This is a genomic window from Sphingobium mellinum, from assembly GCF_037860795.1.
Classification (GTDB): domain Bacteria; phylum Pseudomonadota; class Alphaproteobacteria; order Sphingomonadales; family Sphingomonadaceae; genus Sphingobium; species Sphingobium mellinum.
On sequence record NZ_JBANRK010000008.1, the window covers coordinates 50,980 to 69,322 of the forward strand.

At 64.4% G+C, this 18,343-nt stretch carries 20 protein-coding genes, 1 tRNA gene and 1 pseudogene; 13 read left to right on the forward strand and 9 right to left on the reverse strand.

The features are described from left to right. The first annotated feature begins 85 nt into the window (after positions 1–85). Together AAC640_RS10845 and AAC640_RS10850 are read left to right on the forward strand one after the other, a co-directional pair. On the forward strand, positions 86–388 hold the full coding sequence (locus tag AAC640_RS10845; RefSeq protein ID WP_340266139.1) for a hypothetical protein: 303 nt from the start codon (positions 86–88) through the stop codon (positions 386–388). A gap of 27 nt (positions 389–415) precedes the next feature. Then, positions 416–1,816 carry a competence protein CoiA family protein gene (locus tag AAC640_RS10850; protein WP_340266140.1) on the forward strand — a complete coding sequence of 467 codons (1,401 nt, stop codon included), beginning with the start codon at positions 416–418 and terminating at the stop codon, positions 1,814–1,816. Here AAC640_RS10850 and AAC640_RS10855 read toward each other — a convergent pair. Next, a complete protein-coding gene (locus AAC640_RS10855) occupies positions 1,813–2,703 on the reverse strand; it encodes a DUF4238 domain-containing protein (protein WP_340266141.1) in 891 nt (296 codons plus the stop codon). The genes AAC640_RS10850 and AAC640_RS10855 overlap by 4 nt on opposite strands. A 33-nt stretch (positions 2,704–2,736) precedes the next feature. Here AAC640_RS10855 and AAC640_RS10860 point away from each other — a divergent pair, with 33 nt between their 5' ends. The 4 genes and pseudogenes from AAC640_RS10860 to AAC640_RS10875 form a co-directional block, all read left to right on the forward strand. Further along, a complete protein-coding gene (locus AAC640_RS10860; protein ID WP_340266142.1) occupies positions 2,737–3,339 on the forward strand; it encodes a hypothetical protein in 603 nt (200 codons plus the stop codon). Positions 3,340–3,473: 134 nt separating this feature from the next. After that, positions 3,474–3,743, forward strand: coding sequence for a CopG family ribbon-helix-helix protein (locus AAC640_RS10865; protein ID WP_340266144.1), 270 nt, complete (start codon positions 3,474–3,476; stop codon positions 3,741–3,743). After that, complete coding sequence (locus AAC640_RS10870) at positions 3,740–4,033, forward strand: type II toxin-antitoxin system RelE/ParE family toxin (protein WP_340266146.1); 294 nt, start codon at positions 3,740–3,742, stop codon at positions 4,031–4,033. Before AAC640_RS10865 ends, AAC640_RS10870 begins: the two co-directional genes overlap by 4 nt. A gap of 456 nt (positions 4,034–4,489) precedes the next feature. Further along, positions 4,490–5,515 (forward strand): annotated as a pseudogene (locus AAC640_RS10875) (recombinase family protein); the annotation flags it as partial. Between the two features lie 189 nt (positions 5,516–5,704). On the opposite strand, the gene AAC640_RS10880 reads toward AAC640_RS10875, so the two are convergent. Continuing rightward, entirely contained in the window at positions 5,705–5,848 is a 144-nt protein-coding gene (locus AAC640_RS10880; protein WP_340266148.1) for a hypothetical protein, read from the reverse strand. Positions 5,849–6,088: 240 nt separating this feature from the next. Beyond that, positions 6,089–6,179 (reverse strand) — tRNA-Ser (locus tag AAC640_RS10885). 261 nt (positions 6,180–6,440) lie between these two features. Between AAC640_RS10885 and ald the strand changes: the two genes are divergently transcribed. Continuing rightward, complete coding sequence (ald, locus tag AAC640_RS10890) at positions 6,441–7,556, forward strand: alanine dehydrogenase (protein WP_340266150.1); 1,116 nt, start codon at positions 6,441–6,443, stop codon at positions 7,554–7,556. Between the two features lie 215 nt (positions 7,557–7,771). Continuing rightward, a complete protein-coding gene (locus AAC640_RS10895) occupies positions 7,772–8,602 on the forward strand; it encodes a sulfite exporter TauE/SafE family protein (RefSeq protein WP_340266152.1) in 831 nt (276 codons plus the stop codon). A gap of 60 nt (positions 8,603–8,662) precedes the next feature. Here AAC640_RS10895 and AAC640_RS10900 read toward each other — a convergent pair whose 3' ends face one another. Further along, positions 8,663–9,901: a phospholipase D-like domain-containing protein gene (locus AAC640_RS10900; protein ID WP_340266154.1), complete on the reverse strand. Its 1,239-nt coding sequence runs from the start codon at positions 9,899–9,901 to the stop codon at positions 8,663–8,665. A gap of 87 nt (positions 9,902–9,988) precedes the next feature. On the opposite strand from AAC640_RS10900, the gene rpoZ reads away from it, so the two are divergent. After that, entirely contained in the window at positions 9,989–10,333 is a 345-nt protein-coding gene (gene rpoZ / locus AAC640_RS10905) for a DNA-directed RNA polymerase subunit omega (RefSeq protein WP_340266156.1), read from the forward strand. A 533-nt stretch (positions 10,334–10,866) separates the two neighbouring features. Here rpoZ and AAC640_RS10910 read toward each other — a convergent pair. Beyond that, positions 10,867–11,370, reverse strand: coding sequence for a TlpA family protein disulfide reductase (locus tag AAC640_RS10910; RefSeq protein WP_340266158.1), 504 nt, complete (start codon positions 11,368–11,370; stop codon positions 10,867–10,869). Between the two features lie 250 nt (positions 11,371–11,620). Beyond that, entirely contained in the window at positions 11,621–12,067 is a 447-nt protein-coding gene (locus tag AAC640_RS10915) for a hypothetical protein (RefSeq protein WP_340266160.1), read from the reverse strand. A gap of 146 nt (positions 12,068–12,213) precedes the next feature. On the opposite strand from AAC640_RS10915, the gene AAC640_RS10920 reads away from it, so the two are divergent. After that, positions 12,214–12,885, forward strand: coding sequence for a spermine/spermidine synthase domain-containing protein (locus AAC640_RS10920; protein ID WP_340266162.1), 672 nt, complete (start codon positions 12,214–12,216; stop codon positions 12,883–12,885). Positions 12,886–12,904: 19 nt separating this feature from the next. Here the strand turns inward: AAC640_RS10920 and ung are convergent, their stop codons facing one another. Next, positions 12,905–13,588, reverse strand: a complete 684-nt coding sequence (gene ung, locus AAC640_RS10925) for a uracil-DNA glycosylase (RefSeq protein WP_340266164.1) — start codon at positions 13,586–13,588, stop codon at positions 12,905–12,907. An 84-nt stretch (positions 13,589–13,672) separates the two neighbouring features. Here ung and AAC640_RS10930 point away from each other — a divergent pair, with 84 nt between their 5' ends. The 3 genes from AAC640_RS10930 to AAC640_RS10940 all read left to right on the forward strand — a co-directional run bounded on the left by AAC640_RS10930 (position 13,673) and on the right by AAC640_RS10940 (position 16,225). Continuing rightward, positions 13,673–14,650: a serine hydrolase gene (locus AAC640_RS10930; RefSeq protein WP_340266166.1), complete on the forward strand. Its 978-nt coding sequence runs from the start codon at positions 13,673–13,675 to the stop codon at positions 14,648–14,650. Positions 14,651–14,710: 60 nt separating this feature from the next. Then, positions 14,711–15,076: an Mpo1-like protein gene (locus AAC640_RS10935; RefSeq protein WP_340266168.1), complete on the forward strand. Its 366-nt coding sequence runs from the start codon at positions 14,711–14,713 to the stop codon at positions 15,074–15,076. Between the two features lie 75 nt (positions 15,077–15,151). After that, a complete protein-coding gene (locus AAC640_RS10940) occupies positions 15,152–16,225 on the forward strand; it encodes a GNAT family N-acetyltransferase (protein WP_340266170.1) in 1,074 nt (357 codons plus the stop codon). On the opposite strand, the gene AAC640_RS10945 is transcribed toward AAC640_RS10940, so the two are convergent. Beyond that, positions 16,203–17,063, reverse strand: coding sequence for a cupin-like domain-containing protein (locus tag AAC640_RS10945; RefSeq protein ID WP_340266172.1), 861 nt, complete (start codon positions 17,061–17,063; stop codon positions 16,203–16,205). The genes AAC640_RS10940 and AAC640_RS10945 overlap by 23 nt on opposite strands. Next, positions 17,060–18,190 (reverse strand): GNAT family N-acetyltransferase, encoded by a 1,131-nt coding sequence (locus AAC640_RS10950; protein WP_340266174.1) that lies wholly within the window; start codon positions 18,188–18,190, stop codon positions 17,060–17,062. Before AAC640_RS10950 ends, AAC640_RS10945 begins: the two co-directional genes overlap by 4 nt. Positions 18,191–18,343: the final 153 nt, after the last annotated feature.

Genomic DNA, 18,343 nt, shown 5'->3' on the forward strand with positions numbered 1-18,343 from the left:
CCATTTCCCTCATTATCTTTGTAGGAAGCTTGATCCCAGCAATCGATGTTCTATAAAAGTTCTCATCTTTGAGGGGGCAGCATTCTTGGCCGAAGTCATTATCGACGATCGCTTGATCGAACCGGGCGAGCCCTATTTCGCCATCTATGTGGACCGCCCGCGGGGTATCAGCCAGACGGTCGTGGCCGACTTGGACATGGACCTGATCGGCCCGGTGACGCCCGAACAGGCGCAACCACGAAAATTGAGCGGTTTCGAGCTTCCCGCGCTTGAACTGATCGACAAAGCCCAGGCGCGCGCCGCCGAGCAAGGCGTGCGCAAGATCCTGCTCGTCGACCCGCTCGGCTTGTTATCGCTCGCGCGGATCAGCCGCTATGGGCTCCGCTGACCACCGCACCTCGCAGGGCGACCGTCTGTGAAGGGCGATCGGCAGCGAACAATCCGTATCGCCGATTTCGAGTTGCCGCGCGGCGCGGTGTCGGTCGAGCAGCTCATGGCGATGCCGCGAGAACGCTGGGAGCATCTGCGCCGCGAAATCAATCTTCGGCGAAGCGACGAACCCGATCGGCCCATCGCGCGCTGCCGGCTATGCGAGGGCAGCGTCTTCATCCGCGCGCAGGCTGCCGGTGACGATCATATCCCCGGTTACGTCCATTTCCCCGGCGGCGCCATCGACTGTCCCTGGTACGAAGGCGGGACACTGACACCGGATGCAGCCCGCGCGGCGCAGTATCAGGGTCATCAGGAATCGGCGCTCCACCGCCATTTGTGCCAGAGGATTGAAGCGCTCGCGAAAGCCGATACGCGCTGCGTCGAGTCGGCGATCGACACCTATTTGCGTCCGGCGATACACAAACGCGGCCGGTGGCCGGATGTCTATCTCGACATGGGCGAATTGGGCCGCTTCGCCCTGGAGGTGCAGCTCTCCAAGCCCTTCGCGCCCGAGATCGCGGCCCGGCATCTTCATTACGAACGGGAGGGCGTCCGGCTATTGTGGATTTTCCACGAGCTGGCCGACCCGCTGCCGCAGGGCTTCCACGATGTCATTACCATGCAGCGAGGCAACGCCTTCATTTTCGATGACCTCGCCCAAGCCGCCTCGATCGAGCGCGGCAGGTTGGTGCTGCGATGCTTTCTGGAGGACGGCAAGGGAGGTTATCTCAAGCCGCGGCTCATCACGCTCGACGACCTCGACACCACGTCCGGCCGCGCAGTGTTCCTCGAAGACCGCCGCAGCGAGCGCCTGCTTGCCTATTGCAAGGACGCGCGGAATCGCTGGTGGAAGGCGATGCAGGCAGCGCGCGAGGACAAGCCGAAAGCTCCGTTCTATAGCGACAAATTTGATCCGGCCTGGGCATCGGTTCGCGCGCATGTTCCCGCGTTGTCCGATTGGAAGGAAGACTATTGGGAAACCCACAAGCATCGCGGTCAGCCTCATCTGGCGAGTCTGTTCGCGATCCTATGCTCGGTCGCGCATAGCGCCGAGGCCGGTGCGGACACGCTCTATATTACCCGCCATGCCGGCGACGGCGCGCTGCTCGCCATGCTCAATAGCAAATTGAGTTCAGCGGAGTTCGCCCCCTATGCGGACATGATCGAAGCATTTCTCGGGGCAACCGCCAAAGCGGACCTGCTGACCCGCCCGTCGCTGCAAAAGATGCTGACCAATGCACGGGCCGAGCATGGTCAGGTCGATAGCGATCACCCCATCTGGTCGGCGGCTGCAAGGATGTTCCCCGAGGCGCTCGACGGGCTTGTGCGTGCGGAACTCAGCGACCTCGGGCGATTGCCCGCCTGGGCGATCGCTGCGCCCTAAGACTTACGGTAGCGGAAGCCTCTTGTGGTCCGCTGCACAAAGCTGAAACCCGCCCATTCGAGGTCTTCGCCAAGGAAAGCATCGTCAGCCAGCATATAGCGCGCGCTGCCTTCCAGAAACTGCACGAGATACTGGCGATTGACGACACGGGCGAAATCCGGCGGCACCGCTTCGATGCCGAAACCGGGTGGTCCGCCGGCCATAATGAACGCGCCCCAATGCCGGTCGAGGGTGAGCCACCAAGTTCGCAGTGAATTGAACGCTGCCCCGAAGACGGATTCGTGTCCGGGATGCGAGAAGCGAACCGCAGGATTCGTCGACGACCGGAGCGGGATCGGCGTTCGGCAAATGGTGACGCTAATCTCGGCAGCGTCGGCGGGGAGCATCGTCTGCATCGCTCCGGCGCGGAACAACTCATGCGCGCCGCCAGGGTCGGCTGCAATCCAAGCGTGCATCTCGCGTTCGTCGTCGGTGAGTTCGTCCTCCAAGTCTCCGGCCAAGAAGCGCGCGTGCTGTGTCTCAATAAAGCGCAGCATTTCGTGATTACGGAGCTGGAGGTGACGCGCGAAGCCGTAAAGTGGCAATCGATCGGACTCATCGAGACTCGGGCAGTCTCCGCTGCTGATCTTGCGCCAGGTCGGCCTTTCCGAAAACGGGGTCTCGATAACTCTGTTCAGCGGCTTTTCGATCGATGCGGGGGAACCGTTGTCATCGTAATCATGAAGGTGTTCCTCATAGCCGATGCTCTCGATGGATTTTCGATCGGCGACCACGACGTCGCGGTGGCGTTCAAGCACGATGACCTTGTTCTCATCATCGGCGCACGCGAACCGGCGCATATAGAACTGCGGCACGTAGTGATGCTTCTTGGGCTCATTCGCCGACACGCATTACTCCCGGTAGAACTCGTCCTGCAGCGCATGATCGACGGCGAGCATATGCCTACTTACCGAGACGATGACAAAGCTCAAAGGAGTCGCCGAATGCCAACTATCGACAAGCCGACAGCGGCGGAGCGCATGATCGTCTCGGCCATTGCCATGTCGGATCGCGGAGATGATCCGCTCGCGATCCATGTTGTGGCCTCATCGGCGCTCAACCTACTGCGCGAGTTGATCGAAAAGTCCGGCGACGACTACATCGCGAACGTCTTGAAGCTGGGCGCGTTCGCCGCCGCCTCAGCGAAAATAAAGGGCGATCCGATCACGTTGCCGACCAATGCCGAAATGGATGCCCTTATCGACAAGGTCGCCGGCGGCATCGAAGCTGGCGAGGTCAAGGAGGCGTCAGACCTTACCATCAACCTGACCGCTGACGAGCGGCGCAAGCTGATCGGCTACATCATCCGGCCGTTCAACTTCCTGAAGCATGCGCAGCACGATCCGTTGGCGACACTCGACGAAGGCGATTTCAACCCGGACGGCGCCATCATCCACGCGCTCACGGCCTTCTCGATGATCTGTCCGGGCAAGCCTCTACCCGACGCAATCACGCCGTTTCTGGCGAAGCACGGGCTTTCATAAGCGGTAAGGTGGCGGCGTCCGGGAGCGGGCACCTTGTCGCTTGCAGCAACGCGGCGTATCTTTCGTATGCGGCCTACTAGCACTTCTCAGCGATTTCGATTATATTTTAATCGGATTGATAGTAGGTAATAAACATGGCGACCGAGACGAAAGTGCTGACCGCGCATGTTCCCCTAGGACTCGCTGAGAAGGTTGAAGCGATGGCGTCGCGGCTGGAACGCTCGCGCGGCTGGGTGATGAAGCAGGCTCTCGCCGCCTGGGTCGATCAAGAAGAGGAGCGCCACCGCATGACGCTCGAAGCTCTGGAGGATGTCGATGCCGGCCGCGTCATCGATCATCAGGCGATTCAGGCATGGGCGGACAGCCTCGGCACGGATAGGCCGCTACCGCCGCCCGTAAAATGAAGATCCAGTGGACCAGCAAGGCGTCCTCGGACCTCGTGCGCCTGCACGCGCACTTGAGCCCGGTAGCCCCCGAGGCGGCGGCGCGCGTGGTCCAACAACTCGCTCACGCTCCGGATCGGCTGATCGATTATCCGAGGATCGGCGAAAAGCTGGAAGCCTATGAGCCCCGAGAGGTTCGCCGGATCATCGTGGGCAACTACGAACTGCGGTACGAGATCGCGAACGCCACTATCTTTATCCTACGCCTCTGGCATTGCCGCGAAAACCGCAGCTTCGAGTCGGAGGAGTAAGGCGATGGCGACCCAAGGCCATGCCGACGCAAGGGTGCATCGCGGGAAAGCCGCAACGCGCCCCTATCTACGCTACGCCGCGACGGATGCTTTGCGCCAAGGCGCAGCGCAAGGCAGCCTGTCGGGATGGCCGCGCCCCGCAAACTTCGTCGTCGAACGCCACGCCGCCCGGTGGAATGTCCGGACGACCTGCACGATTATGCCGACACGACTTCGCCGCGCCGCTCTCTGTCGCGGTCGAGTCCGGCGTCCGATCGGCTCGAACGAATGCTCGGCTATCAATGGCCCTATCCGGGCCGTCCGCCCAAAGACGATCTATCGGCCTGGACCGTCACCGACGACTGGCCGGAGTGCGTGCCGGTCACGAGTGCCGAGGTGGATGTGTTCGAGGCATGGTTTGGCGATGTCTTCGACGAGCTGTTTGGACCGTGCCAATGATGTGAGGAGTTCGCTGTCATGACCGTGCCGCTGCGCGCCGCCCTCTATCTGCGCGTCTCGACGGCGCGGCAGGCCGAGCATGACGTTTCGATCCCCGATCAGCGCAAGCAGGGCGAAGCCTATTGCCTGTCGCGCGGGCTGGAACTGGTCGATACCTTCGTGGAGGCGGGAGCGTCCGCCACCAACGACCGCCGGCCCGAGTTCCAGCGCATGATCGAGGCGGGCACGAGCAAGCCTGCGCCGTTCGACGTGGTGGTCGTTCACAGCTTCTCGCGCTTCTTCCGCGATCATTTCGAGCTGGAGTTCTACGTCAGGAAGCTCGCCAAGAACGGCGTCAAGCTGCTCTCCATCACCCAGGAAATGGGCGACGATCCGATGCACGTCATGATGCGCCAGATCATGGCGCTGTTCGACGAGTATCAGTCGAAGGAAAACGCCAAGCACGTCCTGCGCGCCCTGAAGGAAAATGCCCGGCAAGGCTTCTGGAACGGTTCGCTGCCACCGATCGGCTATCGTGTGGTCGCGGCCGAGCAGCGCGGCGCGAAGACCAAGAAGAAGCTGGAGATTGACCCGCTGCACGCCGATACCGTGCGGCTGGCGTTCAAGCTCGCGCTGGAAGGCGATGGCACGTCGGGGCCAATGGGCGTAAAGACGATCACGAAATATCTCAACGAGCGCTGCATCTTCACCCGAGACGGCGGGCGCTGGGGCATCGGCACGGTTCACCGGCTGCTGACCCGTCCGACCTATGTCGGGCGGCACGAGTTCAACAAGCGCGGCAAGAGCAAGGAACTGAAACCCGCCCAGGAGGTGATCCCGGTCGAGGTGCCGCCGATTATCGATCAGGCGACGTTCGACGCGGTGCAGGCGCATTTGAAGGCGCGCAGTCCCAAGGTGGAGCACCCGCAGGTCGTCGGCGGCCCGACGCTGCTGACCGGCCTCATCCATTGCGCCAAATGCGGCGGTGCGATGACTATCCGCACCGGCAAGGGTGGGCGCTATCGCTACTATACCTGTTCGACCAAGGCGCGGCAGGGGCCGACCGCCTGCGAAGGCATGACCGTGCCGATGGAGAAGCTCGACGACCTCGTCGCGGCTCATCTGGAGGAGCGGCTGCTCGATCCCGATCGGCTGGAAGAAGTCCTGTCGGCTGTCCTCGATCGCCGGCAGGACCGATCCGACCGGCGTCGCGAGCATATTGCCGAGCTGAACAAGCGCGCCGCCGAGACCGAGTTACGCCTGAAGAGGCTCTATGACGCCATCGAAAGTGGGGTTGCCGATCTCGACGACCCGGCGCTCAAGGATCGTATCGACGGGTTGAAAGCCACCCGCGACCAGGCGCGGGCAGATGCCGAGCGCGCGTCGGCCCTGCTGCATAGCTCAACCCAGCAGGCGATCACGCCCATGATGCTGCGCAGCCTTGCCCGAACCGCGCGCGAGCGCATCCGGTTGGAAGGCGGCGGCTATCGCCGCGATCATTTGCGCGCGCTGGCGCAGCGGGTGGAGGTCGATCAGGGCGAAGTCCGAATCATGGGTTCCAAGAGCAACCTGTTGCGGCTGCTCGCCGCTAACGGCGTAGGCGCGACGGCTGGGGGAGTGCCCAGCATTGTTCCGAAGTGGCGGAGCGGGAGGGATTCGAACCCTCGATACGCTTTTGACGTATACTCACTTTCCAGGCGAGCGCCTTCGACCACTCGGCCACCGCTCCGCGTTGCACTGGAAGGCGGCTCCCTATCGCGCGATGCGGCAGGTGGCAAGAGAGCGTCTTGGTTTCTTTGCGCTCCATGTTTCTTGCGCCGTCCCGTTAAGGATCCTGGCGGGCCCTCGCTGACATTCCGTTCCGCGATCCCATATCATGTCGGGACATCGCGCCGCGCGTGGGCCGCGTTCCGGAACAATCGGCGGTCTCGTCGCGCTAGATTGACGGCGGGTGAAGGCGCATGGCCGCACGGACGGAGAAAGGCTCGACATGATCATTGGCACGCCGAGGGAAATCAAAAACCACGAATATCGGGTCGGCCTGACGCCCGAGAGCGTGCATGAACTGACGGCGCACGGGCATCGCGTGCTGGTGGAAAGCGGCGCGGGGGAGGGGATCGGCGCGCATGACGCGCTCTATGCCCGCGCCGGCGGCGAGATAGTGGAACGGGCGCAGGAGCTATTCGCCGCCGCCGAAATGATCGTGAAGGTGAAGGAGCCCCAGCCCGAGGAGCGTGCGCTGCTTCGGCCCGGGCAGATTTTGTACACCTATCTCCACCTCGCGCCTGATCCTGATCAGGCGCGCGACCTGATGGCGTCGGGCGCGACCTGCATCGCCTATGAAACCGTGACCGACGCCCATGGCGGCCTGCCGCTGTTGAAGCCCATGAGCCAGGTTGCCGGCCGCATGGCGATCCAGGCCGGCGCGACCGCGCTGGAAAAGGCGCATGGCGGCCGCGGCGTGCTGCTGGGCGGGGTGCCCGGCGTGCTGCCGGCCAAGGTCTGCGTCATCGGCGGCGGCGTGGTCGGCTTCAACGCGGCGCAGATGGCGGCGGGTCTCGGGGCGGACGTCACCATCCTTGATCGCAGCCCGGAGGCGCTCGAACGGCTGGGCATCCATTTCGAGGCGCGGGCCAAGACGCGCTTTTCCAACCGGTCGAACCTCGCCGAATGCGTTGCCGAGGCGGACCTCGTCATCGGCGCGGTGCTGATCCCGGGCGCCGCCGCGCCCAAGCTGGTGACGGCGGACATGCTCAAGACGATGAAGAAGGGCGCGGTGCTGGTCGACGTGGCGATCGACCAGGGCGGCTGTTTCGAAACCAGCCACCCCACGACCCATGACGATCCCACCTACATCATCGATGGCATCGTGCATTATTGCGTCGCCAACATGCCCGGCGCGGTCGCGCGCACCAGCACCTACGCGCTCAACAATGTGACCTTGCCCCACGCGCTGCGCATCGCCGATCTCGGCTGGAAGGAGGCGCTCCGATCCGATCCGCACCTGCTCGCCGGCCTCAACGTGTGGGACGGGCATATCACCTATCGCGCGGTCGCCGATGCGCTCGACCTGCCCTATATGGATCCGGCAAAGGCCCTGGCCTGAACGCGCGGCGAGGATCCGGAAATCCAGCCCCGTGACATTGCGGGTTCGCCAACCTCGTTCGTCTTGTCTGGCGGGGGCAGTCTCCTTCCCTGTCCCCGGACCAGCAATTCTGCCGAAGAGAGGCTTGGATATTCCGTCATGGTCGATTCCGTATCTGTTTCCGTCCCTTCCCTTCCCCTGATTTTCGGCGCCGGCCGCAGCCGGGGAGGCCACTGATGAATGGCGATCTCATGACCTGGCTGCTGCCGCTCGTGGCGATGCTGGGCGCGGGCCTGTTCGCGGGCTTTGCGGCGGGCATTTTCGGCATCGGCGGCGGCTTTGTGGTGGTGCCCGCGCTGTTCGTCGTGCTCCCGCTGTTGGGCGGTAGCCATGACGCTATCGCCCATGTCGCGATCGGTACGTCGGCCGCGACCATCATCGTCACCTCGATCCGCTCGTTGCTGTCGCACGCCAAGCGCGGTGCGGTCGAGTTCGAGGTGCTCAAGGCCTGGGCGCCCTGGCTGATCCTGGGAGACGGCATCGGCGTGCTTCTGGCCGGGCATGTCGATGGCAAGGTGCTGACCATGATCTTCGCGACCGGCGTGATGCTGATGTCGCTCAACTTCCTGCTGCCCAAGGTCGGCGGCAAGGTGATCAGCGACACCATGCCTTCGGGCGTCGCGCGCATGGGCATCGCCGGCGGTCTTGGCACTTTCTCCTCGCTGCTCGGCATCGGCGGCGGGGTCATTGCCATCATGGTGATGACGCTGTGCGGCCGGTCGATCCATCGCGCCATCGCCACCGCTTCGGGGATCGGCACGTTGATCGCCATTCCCAGCGCAATCGGCTTCGCGCTCATCGGCCTTAAGGAAACCGGCCTGCCCTGGGGCTCCTTCGGCTATGTGAATGTGCCCGCGACCATCGCCATCACATCCATGTCGGTCCTCACCGCACCGCTTGGCGTGGCCGCCGCCCACGCGCTGCCTGCCGGTCCGCTCAAGAAGATCTTCGGCGTCTATCTGGTTATCATCGCCTATCTGATGTTCCGCAACGCGCTCAAGCTCTGACCGATGCCTGGAGCAGGTTTCGATCCGATCGCATCGGCTCGACTGCTCTAGCCTTTCTATTTAGTCGGCGTCGGGGTTGCGGAAATTCAGCCTGCGCGTCACCGTGTAATCGACCACGCCGACCAGGAAATAGCTGATCCACTGCTGCACCAGCGTCAGCAGGCCGCGCTGCGCCTTGTAGCGCTCCAGCGTGACCTGCCGGCTTTCCCGCGCGCGTCGGTCGATGAAGTCCCGCATCACCTCGGCGAATGTTGCATCCTCGATCCGCAGCATGATCTCCAGGTTCAGGAACAGGCTGCGCATGTCGAAATTGGCGGATCCGATGAAGACCATGTCGTCGATGACGATCAGCTTCATGTGCAGCTTGGACGGCTGATATTCGAAGATTTCGACGCCTCGCTTCAGCAGCGGTCCATAGAGAAGTCGCGCCGCCGCCACCGTGGTGCCATTGTCCGACCGCGACGGCAGCACCAGCCGCGCGCCCTTGCGCCGGGCCGCTGTCGCGATCCGCTTCAACATGCCCCGGCCTGGCGAGAAATAGGCCTCGACCATGTCCACCCGCTGCGCCTGTTCCAGATCATGCTTCACCACCTGTGCCCAGGGGCTGAGCCGCCGTGTCGGCCCGCCGATCAGCCAGCGCATCGGGTCGCTGGGGTCATGGTGCAGCGAAGGGTGCCAGTGCCGCACCATCTGCCGCAGGGTACGGAAACGCTGCCGCTTCGTCGACACCCAGCGCCAGAGCTGCCCATACCAGTTGGTCATCGCCGCCACCTGCGGCCCGTCCATCATCAGGCCCAGGTCGGCCCAGGCGCCGTCCTGCGGCAAGCCGAAATAATCATCCTCGATATTGAAGCCACCCAGCAGCAGCCGCCGATCGTCGGCGATCGTCATCTTCTGGTGATTGCGGATGAGGTATCGGGTCGACCGCCGCACGCCGAACCGCCCGAACTGGCCCCCCGCCGCGATCAGCGGGTCGAAAAAGGCGAGCGGCGTGTCGCCCGATCCGAACGCGTCGATCATCAGCGTGACCGACACGCCGCGTTCGCGCGCCGCGATCAGCCGGTCGAGCACCATGCGCCCGCTCTCGTCGGCCGCGAAGATATAATAATAAAGCTTCAGGCTCTCGCTCGCGCCGTCGACCAGCGCGATCAGCGCCTCGCGCAGCGCCGGGCCATGCTCGATGAGCTTCAGCCGGTTGCCGCGGATCGACAGGCCTATTCCCGACTCGTCACTTTGCCCGTCAGCCTGTCGCGGTGTCGCCATATCCGGTTCATGCCCCCATTCGCCTCGCCGTGCCATGGCTTTGTGGGCTGTTCATTGACTCAACGCGGCAGCGCTGCTAGGCGCGAGCTTCACGATTTCCTCCCGCTGTTCAGGAGCGCCCTTTTGGCACGCGTTACCGTCGAAGATTGCGTCGACAAGGTTACCAACCGCTTCGATCTCGTCCTCCTCGCCGCGCAGCGCGCGCGTGAGATTTCGGGTGGCGCCGAACTGACGCTGGACCGCGACCGGGACAAAAATCCCGTGGTCGCTCTGCGTGAAATCGCTGAAGAAACCATCCTGCCGGTGGATCTGCATGATTCGCTCGTGGCGTCGCTGCAGAAGGTGCAGGTCGACGACGACGATACGCCGGACGAAATCGGTTCGATCGCCCAGTCGGCGGAGGCCCTGCGCCTGACCGCCGCCGCCCCGCCGCGCAACCAGAATATTGGCGGCGACTACGACGGCTGATCGACCTTAATCGGTTTGGAGAGGGAATGGGGCCCGGCCTGCGCAAGCAGGACCGGGCCTCGATCTTTTTGGGCTGCTTTGGATCATTAGGGGACCGTCTGAAATTATTCAAAACGAGTTGTTACCATACATCAGGAAATCCGGGTTAGCCGTCATCCGGTTGTTCTTGAAGAATGAAATGCGCGCGCCCCTCCTGCTCGCCGTCCTTGCTACAACTGTTCCGCCTGGTTCCTATGCTCGTAGTGACGAGAGGTGGCGTCAGCGACTGATTTCGCAATCTATCGAGCCGCTGAAATTACGAGGGCCGAAGACCATCGCTATGTAGAAATACATGATGCGGTAGGTCGGCAGAATCGTTCTACCGGCGCCGAAAGCGTAACTTTATTGGCTCGGCCGTGGCCGCTCCAGTTCACCCATCCGTCTGTCGATCAGGGGAACCGAAACGCTGCTATACAGCTGACATAGCCGCTTCGTGGCTCGGCTGGGTGGATCCCTGCCATTACGTATCTCTTGGCCATGACCGAACCGCCCTTTTACTGTGGTGCTTTCTCGTTCAGCAATGGCACGAGCAGCCCGTTCAGCTCGCCAAGATCGAACGCACCCGACTGCGCGTACCTAAGTATTCCTGCCCGATCGATGACGAAGTTGGTCGGCACGCCGGTGAGCGGCCCGTATGGACCTTTGATCCGTCGCGCGGAAGGAATAGCCATCACGTCGAAGAGTGCCTTCAACTTGAAGAGAGGTAGCGATCCTTCGGTGGTAATGGCAAAAATCTTTAAACCATGTTTGCGCTGGGCAGTATAATAGGCATCGAGCGTGGGTAGTTCTTTTCGGCACGGCGCGCACCAAGTCGCCCAGAAATTGAGCACAACTACATTGCCCTTGAGATCGGAGAGTCTCACTTTGTTGCCATCCGTCAGCGTCAACTCGAAATCCGGCGCCATCGTCCCGATGATAGGCTTCGTTGCGCCTACAGGGTCCGGCAACGCCAACAGCATCAACACCGCTGCAATCGCCATTCCGATATATCTTGTCATGATGCCCCCTTGCTGCCGCCTGCATTAGCGCATTCTGAAGTTGGCCGGAACAGAAGATGGCTTGCAGACTCCGGGAAACAAATAACAAATATGGCGGCAAACGATACAATCCCATCTTTCACCGCCCGGCAGTTCCATGGCTGCACACCTCTTTTCCTACACAGGGCAGACTGCCAGGAATGACCCATATTCACGCGCGCTAAACTCATTCGTAAACGCTTGGCTTTGGCCACAAGCCGACCCCCGCCCTTCAACTCCCCAGCACAAAATCGCGCAGCGCGCGCGCGTCATGCAGCGCATTGTGCGGGATCCGGCTGTTCGCCGCCGCGCTGAATCCCGCCGCGTTGATGAGTTGCAGCCGCAACCCGCTGGTATCCACCATCTGCCCCGGCCCGGTCACCAGCAGCGCGCAGAAATGCGCGAGGTCCTCGGGCCAATCCGCCACGATCACCGGGTCCGCATCGCCCGCCAGATAGTCCGCCAGATGATGCGCCGCCTCGACCCGGCTCAATTCCAGGTCGATGCCGGGCGGCACATGGCGCAGATAGGGGATGACGTTGCGCTGCACCCAGCCATGCGGCTCCTCGGACAGCGGCAGCGACACGTAGAATTCATCGTCGCCAAATTCCGGCACCAGCGCGACGCTGATCAGCGCGCCTGCAAAGCCGTTGAATTCGGTGTCGAGGAAATAGCGCATCGTAAAAAATCTGCCTGCCGGAGAATCGCGGGGAGGGGGTCCGTCCGCGAGATAGGGCCCTCCGCCCGTCAGCGCCACCCTCGCCGACATTTGCGTGCGGGCGCCCAAGCTGCCATGCGCGCGGCAGCAGACAAGGACTCGGCCCCATGACCCCGCGCGAACTGATCGACATCGCCCCCGTGCCCGGCGGCCAGGAACTGAAGCTCTACCGGCGCGGCGGCGATCATATGATCGTGCTCGACCGCAATGAACTGATGAGCAGCCGGATGAGCGGTTCGGAAAAGGCGCTGGCCGTCCTGACGCTGGAGCGGTTGCCGAACGTCAAGGCGCCCCACCTGCTGATCGGCGGCTATGGCATGGGCTTCACCCTGCGCGCCGCGCTGGCGCAGATGGGGCAGGGCGGCCGGATCACGCTCGCGGAACTGGTGCCGCAGATCATCGCCTGGGCGCGCGGGCCCATGGCGGACATGACCGCCGGATGCCTCGACGATCCGCGCGTCCATCTGATTCAGGGAGACGTGGCAGGCGTGATCGCCGATGGCCACGCCTGTTATGACGCAGTCCTGCTCGACGTCGACAATGGCCCCGATGGCCTGACCGCGCCCGCGAATGACCGGCTCTACTCGGCGGCCGGCCTTGCCGTCGCCAAGGCGGCGCTTCGGCCCGGCGGCATCCTTGCCATCTGGTCGGCGGCGCCCGACGCCGCCTTCACCCGCCGGCTGCGCGACGCGGGCTTCGCGGTGGAGGAAGTGGCCGTCAAGGCGCGCGACAACGGCAAGGGGCCGCGCCACGTCATCTGGTTCGCCCGCAAGCGCTGAGGCTTGTTCAGGCCAGCGCTTACTCCGGCAGCGCCCAGTCGATCGCCCCGCGTCCCTTCGCCTCCAGAAAGGCGTTGGCCTGCGAAAAATGCCGGCAGCCCAGAAAGCCGTTATGCGCCGACAGAGGCGAGGGGTGCGCGGCTTTGAGCACCAGATGCCGGGCCGGGTCGACGAACGCCGCCTTCCTCTGGGCATAGGCGCCCCACAGCAGGAAAACGACCGGCTCGGCTTTTTCGTTGACCAGACGGATGACCGCATCGGTGAACTCTTCCCAACCGCGCTTCTGGTGCGACGCGGCTTTGCCCATCTCGACCGTCAGCACGCTGTTGAGCAGCAGCGCGCCCTGGCGTGCCCATGCCTCCAGAAAGCCGTGGCGTGGCGGGCTGACGCCCAGGTCGCTCTTCAGCTCCTTGTAGATATTGACCAGCGAGGGCGGGGTTCGCACGCCCGGCTGCACGCTGAAGCACAGGCCGTGCGCCTGCCCCTCGCCATGATAGGGGTCCTGCCCCAGGATCACGACCTTGACCGCGTCGAGCGGCGTCAGATCGAGCGCACGGAAATAGTCGCGGCCCTTGGGGAAGATGCGCTTTCCCTGCGCCTTTTCCGTTTCCAGAAAGCGTTTGAGCGCCTGCATGTAGGGACGGTCGAATTCCCCGCGCAGCGGCGCGCGCCAGCTGTCATGAAGCTTGATCGTGCCAGTCATGGGACGCTGTTGCGCTGACCCGCCGCGCCCTGTCAACCGCGCAAAGCCCTTGCTCGCGGGCCGCGAATCGCGGAAAGACGGCGGATGCCCCGTTCTTTTTCCTTCGCCGCCCTGTTGGCGGGCCTTGGCCTCTTCCTTACCCCGCTGCCGACTGCCGATGCCTTTGGCCCGACGCATAATGTCGTTCAGCAAAACGCCGAATCCCGGCTGCTGTCCGAATTCAACCGTTTCGCCCGGCTGACCGACGGGACCGTCGGTATCGCCGCGCGCGACCTCCAGACCGGCGAAACGCTCAGCATCAATGGCGATACGCTCTTCCCGATGGCCAGCGTTTACAAGATCGCGGTGGCGGGCAAGATCCTCTCGCTCGCCGATGCCGGCACGCTCAGCCTTGACGAGCGGCTGCCGCGCCTTGGCACGCCGACGCCGGTCAGCGCGCTGCTCGAACTCTCGCTCACGCGCAGCGACAATGAAGCGACCGACGCCCTGGTCGCCCGCGCCGGCGGGCCGCAGGCGGTCAATGGCTGGCTTCAGTCGATCGGCATCCATGGTCTGCGCGTCGACAGCAATACCGCCCAGCTGCTTGCGCGCGCCAAGAGCGCGACCGGCTCGGCGGAGGATGAGGCCGCGCTGGAATCCGGCCAGTCCTCGCGGGACCGGGATGCGCGCGACATGCCCAACCTGGCCTTTGCCGCGGACCCGCGCGATACATCCACGCCGCGCGCGATGGATGACCTGCTCGCCGCAATCCACCATGGCAAGGCGTTGAAGCCGGCCAGCACGGCCATGTTGCTGTCAGTGATGGGCCGGTGCCGAACGGGCAAGGGGCGGCTGTCGGCAATGCTTCCGCCCGGCACGCCGATCGCACACAAGACTGGCACGTTGAACGGTCTGGGCAATGACGTGGGGATTATCGACCTGCCCGATGGTCGCCGATTCGCCATCACCGTATTTGTCATGAAGGACCGACGCGGCCATGTGTTGAGGGACCGCATCATGGCGGAAGCGGCCCGCGCGGCCTACGACTATTTCCTGTTCGCTCCCGAAACAGGCACCGTTTGACGCAGCCGCCTTAACAGATGTAAAGTTTGCGCCCACTCCCTTCTGCTACGGGGAGGTATGATGAGCGACAAGGCTGGCTTCAGGGACTTCTGGCCCTATTATCTGCAGGAACATGCGCGCCGGGGCACGCGTGCGCTGCATTATGCCGGGACAAGCCTGTCGGTGCTGCTGCTGGGCGGACTGGCGGTCACGGGTCGCTGGTGGATGGCGACGGCTCTGCCGCTCGCCGGTTATGGCTTTGCCTGGATCGCCCATGGCCTGGTCGAACGGAACCGGCCGGCCACCTTCCGGCACCCTGTCTGGTCGCTGCGCGCGGATTTTCGCATGTGGTTCCGCTTCCTGACCGGTCGCATCGGCGGCGAGCTGGCGCGGGCGGGTGTCCGGCCGGACGGCTCGGTCGACCCTGCCAAGCGCCGCCATCTGTGAAGCGCGGCCATCACAGCGGTTTCCCTCGCATCTGCTTGACTTGACCCCCTCGCCAGCTCTGCCACAAGGGCGGCGATGGCTCTCACCGCCCATTTTTCTCGCCTGCCTGATCTGGCCGATCTCGCGCCCCGTTGGCAGAGGCTGGAGGCGGCGTCCCGCGGGTCTTTCTTCCTGGGCTGGACGTGGACGGCGGCGTGGCTGGACAGTTACGGCGTGCGGCCCGATCTGCTGGCGGTCACCGACGGGGAGGGGAGGGATGTCGCGCTCGCGCTCATCGGCCGTGCGATGCAGCCGCGCCTGCTGGGCCGCTGCGCCACCCTGCTGCTGAACCAGTCGGGAAACGCGGTCGCGGACCGTCCTTTCGTCGAATATAACGGCCTGCTCGCGGCGAGCGGACAAGAGCAGGAGGCGGCCGACGCTGTCCACGCCGCGCTTGCGCGCCGCGCCGACTGGCGCGCGCTGCGCCTCGGCGGCATGCCCCCCGGCTCGCCGCTGTTGGCCCAGCCCGCGCGGCGGGCCATCTGCCTCGACCGCTCGCCCGTCTATCAGGTCGATCTCGCCGCCGTTCGATCGGCGCAGGGCGATTATCTTTCGCTGCTGAGCGCGAACAGCCGAAGCCAGATCCGCCGCGCGCTCAAGGATCATGGCGGCACGGGACCCGCTATCGCCGCCGCCTCCACCCCATCCGATGCCGGGACCTGGCTGGAGGAAATGGCCTCGCTCAATGCGGGCCGTCATACCGACAATGCCTGGGCGGACGCGGCCTTCCGCCGCTTCGTCGCGCTTCTGGTGGAACGCGGCCGCGCCAGCGGAGAGGTGGAGCTGCTGCGTTTCACCGACGCAGGCGGCCTCGTGGGGTTGTTGCTCAACTTCGTCCATCGCGGTCAGGGGATGAACTACCAGTCTGCCTTCGCGACGCCCCGCACCGCCAAGGACAAGCCCGGCCTGCTCTGCCACGCCGCCGCCGTCGCCTATTATGCCGATCGCGGCCTTTCGCTCTATTCCCTGCTCGCCGGCAAGGATCGCTACAAGCAGAGCCTCGCCACATGCGAGGAGGCGCTGGAATGGTGGCTGATCGAACGCTTTTCCCCCCGGCTGGAGGCCGAAGCGATGCTCCGTCGCCTGTTCAGGCGCCCAGCTTCCGCATGAGGCGATAGGCCAGCCGCCGGCTGCGCTGCCGCTCGGGCCGGGGGCCCACGGTCGCGACCGGCCATCCGCGCCGGCGCAGCAGGGCGTTGAGCCCATGCAGTTCGCTTTCCGCGACGCTGCGTTCAGACCGCCAGGTCACCGACAGGCTGATCGAGACTGCCGGCCCGTTTTCCACGAAATGCGGCGCCTTGACCGGCACATGGATGGCGTCTCCCGGCTGGAGGCGCACGGCCATGCCGCGATCGCGGAAATGCTCCTGCCACGCGAGGTTGCGGTGCCCGCCCGCGTGGAAGGCTTCGCTCTGGATCGCCGGCACCAGTTCCTCGTCACCGGGGGGAAAGACGGTCATCACCTTCTCGCCCCGGATCTGGAGCAGGATATTATGCTCCGGGTCCATATGGAACGGCGTCACGCTGGCCGGGGAGGAGAGGAACAGGAACGCCTCCCGATGCAGCATCGGCCCGGTGCTGCGGTCGACGATCGGCGCCAGTTCCGCCAGCGCCACCTCCAGCAGCGCGCCATAGGCGGGGTCGCGCTCGACATTCTTGAGCACGGCCCAGCTGCCATTGGTTTCGATCGTGCGGATCGTTTCGCCCAGCGTCAGCCCATTGGACGGCGTATCCTCCGCCCGCACGCCCAGCGGCAGCCTGCCCAGATTATATTCGACCGACGCGCCTGGCATCCGTTCCGCCAGCGTAGCCAAAGCCTCGACGGTCAGCAGCGGGTGTCCAGCCAGTTGATGCGTCAGGCGCGCCGCCCGATCGGGATAGGCGGAGGCGAACTCCGCCCGCGCCTCGTCCGAAAAAGCCCGCGCGCTGATGGGGGAGTGCGCCGTCATGCCTGTCCTTTCATCCGGCTCGCAACCGCATCCACGCCGCCGGCCAGCGCGAAGGCGGCGGCGCGCCCCAGCCGCTGCAGTCCGCCGCCGCGCAGGGCGATTCGATATTGCACGATCGTCCGCCGCTCGGCCCAGAGGCTGTCGATCATCGGGTGATCAGGGGCGGCGCAGCTGTCCATCCATCCGATCGCCGGATCGCCCTGCACCGCGTGCAGGTTCATCAGCTCGATCAGCACGCCGGGCGAAAAGCGGCCCAATTCCTCGTCAAAGGCGATCTTGAACGAAAAGGCGCCCTCGCCATGACGGAAATTGGCGAGCATCGCGATTGCGCGGCCATCCAGGTCGATCCGCAGGAAATGCAGCCGCCCCGCGTCGAACGCCGCCGCGCAGGCGGCGCGGAAAAAGGCCGCGTCACTTGCCTCGCAGCCGAGCGCCGTGCCCTCGCGCCCCTTCCACCCGGACGCTTCGAGCGCCAGGAAGTCGGCACACCAGCCCGGCAGATCGTCCCGCCCGACCAGCATGTGCTCGCTGATCCTGCCCAGATCCGCCAGACGTTTCTGCAGCCGCCGGATCTCCTTGCGCTTCTTTGCGCGGACATGAATCTGCCAGTAGCTGTCGGCGTCCAGATCGGACCGCAGCATCGCTCGGTCATAGCGATGCACCTCCCGGCGCCCGCGCCTTTGTTCGACGCACACTGCCTCCAGGGCGGCGGCATTGGCGCCCGCCGCGTCCAGCCCCTTCAGGTGAAGAAAGCCAGGCGCCCAGGCCGCTGCGTCGAGTTGCGCCAGCAGGCTGGCCCAGGCTTCCTTTTCCGCACCCCGGCGGATCAGCGGCGCGCCGAAGAAGCAATGGTCGTGCATCCAGTTGGCGGTACAGGCAACGGGCAGGCGTCCATGGCGCGGCGTGACGATGACGGGCAGCAGGCCGATCAGCTCACCGCCGCTCTGGGCTTCCAGCATTCGCACCGTGCGCGTCGTCGCCAGATGATCGAGCGCCGCGCACAACATGTCGGGCGCGTAGAAGGCGTTGGGCTCGGCGGCCTCCAGCGCCAGCGCCGTCCAGCGCGCGCGCTGCGCCGGACCATGGGCGCGCGCGCCCGCCGTCAGGGGATGGGAAGCCATGTCCATGACTTCAGGCGCATAAACAGCAATGATTAGGGAATAGCTAAACCTGCCTCATTCGGACAAGGCCTTGCCTCTTTAGGGGGAAAGCCCTTTACATCGGGCGCCGGATTGTCTGTGAACAGGACCAGACACGCTACAGTTTTTGAAAGAGTCGCG

Bases quoted from the DNA above. Each gene is read 5' to 3' on its own strand.
- AAC640_RS10860 (WP_340266142.1), top strand. From the start codon at position 2,737: ATGATCGACGGCGAGCATATGCCTACTTACCGAGACGATGACAAAGCT.
- AAC640_RS10865 (WP_340266144.1), top strand. From the start codon at position 3,474: ATGGCGACCGAGACGAAAGTGCTGACCGCGCATGTTCCCCTAGGACTC.
- AAC640_RS10870 (WP_340266146.1), top strand. From the start codon at position 3,740: ATGAAGATCCAGTGGACCAGCAAGGCGTCCTCGGACCTCGTGCGCCTG.
- AAC640_RS10880 (WP_340266148.1), bottom strand. From the start codon at position 5,848: ATGCAGCAGGGCCGACGCGCGCTCGGCATCTGCCCGCGCCTGGTCGCG.
- ald (WP_340266150.1), top strand. From the start codon at position 6,441: ATGATCATTGGCACGCCGAGGGAAATCAAAAACCACGAATATCGGGTC.
- AAC640_RS10895 (WP_340266152.1), top strand. From the start codon at position 7,772: ATGAATGGCGATCTCATGACCTGGCTGCTGCCGCTCGTGGCGATGCTG.
- AAC640_RS10900 (WP_340266154.1), bottom strand. From the start codon at position 9,901: ATGGCACGGCGAGGCGAATGGGGGCATGAACCGGATATGGCGACACCG.
- AAC640_RS10910 (WP_340266158.1), bottom strand. From the start codon at position 11,370: ATGACAAGATATATCGGAATGGCGATTGCAGCGGTGTTGATGCTGTTG.
- AAC640_RS10915 (WP_340266160.1), bottom strand. From the start codon at position 12,067: ATGCGCTATTTCCTCGACACCGAATTCAACGGCTTTGCAGGCGCGCTG.
- AAC640_RS10920 (WP_340266162.1), top strand. From the start codon at position 12,214: ATGACCCCGCGCGAACTGATCGACATCGCCCCCGTGCCCGGCGGCCAG.
- ung (WP_340266164.1), bottom strand. From the start codon at position 13,588: ATGACTGGCACGATCAAGCTTCATGACAGCTGGCGCGCGCCGCTGCGC.
- AAC640_RS10930 (WP_340266166.1), top strand. From the start codon at position 13,673: ATGCCCCGTTCTTTTTCCTTCGCCGCCCTGTTGGCGGGCCTTGGCCTC.
- AAC640_RS10935 (WP_340266168.1), top strand. From the start codon at position 14,711: ATGAGCGACAAGGCTGGCTTCAGGGACTTCTGGCCCTATTATCTGCAG.
- AAC640_RS10940 (WP_340266170.1), top strand. From the start codon at position 15,152: ATGGCTCTCACCGCCCATTTTTCTCGCCTGCCTGATCTGGCCGATCTC.
- AAC640_RS10945 (WP_340266172.1), bottom strand. From the start codon at position 17,063: ATGACGGCGCACTCCCCCATCAGCGCGCGGGCTTTTTCGGACGAGGCG.
- AAC640_RS10950 (WP_340266174.1), bottom strand. From the start codon at position 18,190: ATGGACATGGCTTCCCATCCCCTGACGGCGGGCGCGCGCGCCCATGGT.